General features: G+C 39.2%; 2 protein-coding genes. Both read right to left on the reverse strand.

The genetic code is table 11. From position 1 onward, the window contains the following. Positions 1-147: 147 nt before the first annotated feature. Positions 148-1,452 carry a nicotinate phosphoribosyltransferase gene (pncB, locus tag ACFIL8_RS03105; protein ID WP_375611404.1) on the reverse strand — a complete coding sequence of 435 codons (1,305 nt, stop codon included), beginning with the start codon at positions 1,450-1,452 and terminating at the stop codon, positions 148-150. Positions 1,453-1,584: 132 nt separating this feature from the next. Continuing rightward, on the reverse strand, positions 1,585-4,368 hold a 2,784-nt coding region (locus tag ACFIL8_RS03110), incomplete at its 5' end, for a GH36-type glycosyl hydrolase domain-containing protein (protein WP_375688884.1).

Here is a 4,368-nt window from a genome sequence, read left to right on the forward strand (position 1 = left end):
CGTGGTAGGCCAAGTAGAATCTGCTCAAAAACAGCCGAACTGTTTACAGACCAGCAAAGGTTAAGAATCCTCGTCCTTAGGGTAGGACAAAAATCAATCTTATAAACAATATGATGGATCAATATACTTGTTTTAAAGAACCGGAAACTATGTCTTTATAGGTCTAGCAATTCGTTTTTTATTACCAAAAAAATTGAGATAACGTTGTACTTCTTTTGAATCACCGATCGTTTTTTCAGGATTATCTGAAAGTTTTACGGCTGGTCGACCATTGGCATAGGTCACCTTACAAACAAGGGAAAGAGCATCAAGAGTTTCGATTTCCTGAGGTGCACAGCCTGTAAAATCATTGGTAAGATCCGTGCCCCATCCAAAACTCATGCGCACTTTACCATGGAAATGATGATAGGTTTTTTCAATTGTATTGACATCAAGAGCATCAGAAAAAATTAAAAGTTTTTTGCGTGGATCTTTTCCTTTTTCTTTCCACCATTGAATAATACGTTCACCACCTTCAATAGGAGGCGCACTATCGGGTCTGAAACCCGTCCAATCAGCGACCCAATCTGGTGCATTGCGTAAAAATTCTTCTGTACCAAAGGTATCAGGTAATACAATGAGAAGATTTCCACCATAATAACGATTCCAATCTTGCAAGACTTGATACGGAGCTCTGCGTAATTCATCATCATTGTTGCTGAGAGCCGCAATAACCATAGGCAATTCGTGTGCATTGGTTCCAAGAGCTTCTAAATCCGTATCCATGGCAAGAAGAACATTAGAAGTTCCAGTAAAAGAATGACCAATGCCTTCTTTTAATGCTTCCACACACCAGCGCTGCCATAAAAAAGAATGGCGACGCCTTGTCCCAAAGTCAGATATTTTAATATCAGGCAATTTTTTGAGACGTTCAACTTTACTCCACATTTTTGCTTTAGCACGCGCATAAAGTACATCAAGAGCAAAACGATCTAGTTTTTTGAGAGCAGCACGTGAACGTAATTCACTAATAATAGCAAGAGCAGGAATTTCCCACATGGAACTATGGGCCCAGGGTCCATGAAAATGAAGGATATATTGGCCATCTTTGCGGGTGAGTTCATATTCTGGAAGTTGAAAATTCTCAAGCCACTGAAGAAAATCCGGTTCAAAAATTTGTTTGCGTCCATAAAATGTATTACCAGCAAGCCAAATCATTTCTTTTTTTGTAAAGCGCAAACTAAGAGCATGATCAAGTTGGGCACGCAATTCACTCTCATCAATATCGTCGGCAAGACGTATTGTTTTAGAGCGATTTATGAGGGAAAAAGTAACATTAACATTAGGATATAACCCCCAAATCATCTGCACCATTAGAAGCTTATAAAAATCCGTATCAAGAAGTGACCGAATAATGGGATCAAGTTTCCAAGTGTGATTGTAAACACGTCTAGCAATATCCGGATGATTCATAACCTTTTTCTTTCATTTTCATAAAATCTAAAATATTATGCACCAACACGGCTAATATAGGCGGTGCAATATAACAACTCTACAGTTTTGGACAAGAATAAAAAGTCTGCTCTCTTTTTTCATCTTTAATCTTTAAGATTTGACAATACGTATAATTTCATGCTGACCTGTTTTTTGTAACTTTATCCCTATATGAACTTCGGTATATTCTTTGCTATTAATATAGAGCATATTTTTAGGTCCCCATTTTACTTTAATGCAATAAACGGCATCATAAAACTTCATTGTTGCTTCATATTTTGGCCAAATAGAGGGTAAATGTGGCTGCAAAAACAATAGGTCTCCCTGACGCTGTATTCCAAGAATAGCTTGTGTTGCGGCGCGATAAAACCAACCGGCTGAACCTGTATACCAAGTCCAACCGCCTTGACCACATCGTGGTTCAACAGCATAAATATCTGCGACCATTACATAAGGTTCAACACGATAAATTTCAGGATCTTGTCCATGGGTAATTGGGTTTATCATAGAAAATAAAGCATAAGCTTTATCGTTTTGTTCCATTTCAGCCAACGCAAAAATACTCCAAATGGCACCATGCGTATATTGACCACCATTTTCTCGAATTCCTGGAGGATAACCTTTTATATAACCAGGCTCGAGCGTACTTTTATCAAAAGGCGGCCAAAAAAGGCGAATGAGTCCGCCTTTTTTATCATAGAGATGTTCCAACATTGATGTCATTGCTTGTTTTTGACGTTCAGGCGATGCCATTTGAGAAATGATAGCCCAAGATTGAGCAATGGTATCAATTTGACATTCATCATTGATTTTAGAGCCAAGAGGTGTTCCATCATCAAAATAACCACGTCGATACCAAGCACCATCCCAACCATTTTTCTCTAGGCATTTTGTTAAATGTTCAAGGTACGTACTCCATATTTGCATATGGCTATTGTCACCACGTTTTTTGGCTAAAGAGATAAATGCTTGTAATGTGTACCCAAGAAACCATCCTAACCAAATGCTTTCGCCTTTTCCTTCCACACCGACCAAATTCATGCCATCATTCCAATCCCCACCTAAAATAAGAGGGAGACCATGTGGTCCGCAGCGTTTAATGGCAAGGTCTAAAGCTAAAACACAATGTTCATAAACTGTTGCAACCTTTGGGGATTGGGTGGGTTGAAAATAAGCATCCTGTTGCCCACTTTTGAGAACATCACCTTCAATAAAAGGAATGAGCGTATCAAGAAAAGCGTCATCACCAGTGGTAGTGACATAAAGAGCTGTTGCATATGCAAGCCAAACGATATCATCAGAAATGTATGTACGAACACCAGCATTTGTGTCAGGCAACCACCAATGTTGCACATCACCTTCAAGAAATTGGTGCGCTGCTGCATTTAACAATTGTTCACGTGCTAATTGTGGTTCCAGCAATAACAAAGACAAGCTATCTTGTAACTGGTCACGAAAACCAAATGCACCACTCGCTTGGTAAAAGCCTGCGCGTGCCATGATGCGGCATGCGTAGATTTGATAAGGAAGCCAATGGTTGACCATAAGATTAAAAGAAGCATCAGGTGTTTTGACTTGGAAAGGAGAAACAAAATCACTCCATTGCTGTTTTTGTTTTGTGAGCTGAATTTCAAAATCACTTGCACGTACTTGATTGAGTAATTTTTCAGCTTCTTGCCTATTTTCAGCACTGCCAAGATAGAAGATGATTTCTTTTGTTTGCCCTGGTTGAAGATCAATATCATAGGCGAATGCTGAACAAGGATCACATCCTGCTTCAATGGTATTTGAAAGAGCAGCGGCTTTACGGATCGCATTTGGACGTGTTACGGTTCCCGTTGCACCAATAAATTCAGCGCGATTGGTCGTCGTGCTGGTTGGCATTTCGGATGCTGATAAAAATGTAACTTGTTGAGATTTCTCGATGTGATAGGGATTTTGAATAAAATGTGCACCCCATCTGGTCTCATAAGAGGAAACAATAAAGGGGGCATATTTTGTACGGACATTTCCCAAAACCCATTCAACATAATTATAAAGGCGTAAACTGCGTGGTTTTTTCCCTTCATTCGTAAGGATAAGACGTGAAAAGCGAATAGGTTTTTCGGGATCAAGTGTATGAGTCAGTTCTAATGCGATTTCTGAATGTGTTGATTTAAAAGTTGAGAATCCAAACCCATGACACGCCTCATAGACAATATTTTCGTCACATTCAACAGTAGAAACGGGTGAGAAACGTTTTAAAGACTGGCGATCAACCAGATAAAGAGCTTCTCCTGGTCGGTTAGACGTTGGATCATTCGCCCAAGGAGTTAGTTGATAATCGCGGCTATTGTTAGCCCAAGTAAAAATTGCACCTTCAGCAGAGACATGAAAACCAAATCTGTGATTAGCAATGACATTAATCCACGGATGCGGTGTAGTGGTACGTCCATGAAGACGTATTACATAATGATTGTGCTGATTAAAACCACCGTAACCATTCCAATACCTTAGATCTTCTCCATTTGGGAGAAAAGAGGATGGTTTTTGTTGGCTAATAAGACCAATGGAAGAAAAAAGATTTTGTTCAGTTTGTGTTGTAAATTGCTGTCCTTCGTTATATCTTGGCAAGTCTAATTGATCATAAGGTTCTTGATAATTTTTACGAACTGTGAGATTAAAATCATTCTCATCAAGTCGTTTAAGTTGTTCAGATAAAGAGCCATTTTGGGCATCAAGAACGATACGCGCTGATGCAAGAAGCGTTTTAAAACTCTGTTCACTCATTTGATCGCGTCGAAGCATGAAAATATGTTGGCGTTCATCTGCTTTTTGCGTGTGGTGATAATAAGATTCACAGACCCACTCAAGAGCGCGTTGTGTACTTTGTATATAAGAAAATGTTTGTTCATT

Origin of the sequence: Bartonella sp. AP57NXGY, from assembly GCF_042195805.1 — a bacterium.
Lineage (GTDB): Bacteria > Pseudomonadota > Alphaproteobacteria > Rhizobiales > Rhizobiaceae > Bartonella.